The sequence below is a fragment of the Planobispora rosea genome (assembly GCF_014648175.1).
Classification (GTDB): Bacteria; Actinomycetota; Actinomycetes; order Streptosporangiales; family Streptosporangiaceae; genus Planobispora; species Planobispora rosea.
The window spans coordinates 1-715 of record NZ_BMQP01000143.1; the positions used below are offsets into that span (position 1 = coordinate 1).

A 715-nucleotide genomic window follows, 5' to 3' on the forward strand; every position below is an offset into this window, starting at 1 on the left:
GCCATCGTCACCGCCGTCCGCGAGAAACTGGCCCCCGGCAGCTACCTGGTGATCTCCCACATCCACCCCGGGAGCCTTTCGACGGAGGACCAGGCCGAGGCGACAGGCGCCTACCGCTCCACCAACGCCGGTTCCATCACCACCCGCACGCCCGCCCATCTGGCCGCCTACACCGACGGCCTGGACGTGCTCGACCCCGGCATCGTCCCGGTCCAGGCCTGGCGCCCGGAGTTCGAGGAGGACGCCCTTCCCGACTTCACCAAGCCCGGGATCATCGGGGTGGTCGCCAGGGTGCCGTAAACCGTGCCGGCCGGGACGTCCGGCAACGGCGGCGCCCCGATCCGTTCCCGTACCACCTCCTCGATCTTTTCGAGGGACGCAGGTCACCATGACCGGCAGGCGTGGAACGGACTTCCGTCCACGGTTCCAGAAAAATCTGGATAGAGATCAAAAGTCCTCGGTTGTGACCTACCATCTTCCGTGATGCGGTCGAGTAGATCGGGGGAGAGCGTCATGGACGACGAGCAGGCGCCGGCGGGGATCGATCCGACGATCCCCAGCGTGGCCCGGATGTACGACTACTACCTCGGCGGCAAGGACAACTTCGCGTCCGACCGCGAGGCCGCCGAGAAGGTCATGGAGCTCCTTCCCGGCGTCCGGGAGATGGCCCGGTCCAACCGCGCCTTCCTGTCCCGGGCGGTCAGCGAGATCGCCG

At 67.6% G+C, this 715-nt stretch carries 2 protein-coding genes; both read left to right on the forward strand.

The features are described from left to right. A partial coding sequence (locus tag IEZ08_RS39135) for an SAM-dependent methyltransferase (RefSeq protein ID WP_189244260.1) occupies nucleotides 1–300 on the forward strand: 300 nt, incomplete at its 5' end. A gap of 213 nt (nucleotides 301–513) precedes the next feature. Then, nucleotides 514–715, forward strand: a 202-nt coding sequence (locus tag IEZ08_RS39140) for an SAM-dependent methyltransferase (protein WP_189244261.1), incomplete at its 3' end; no start/stop codon positions are given.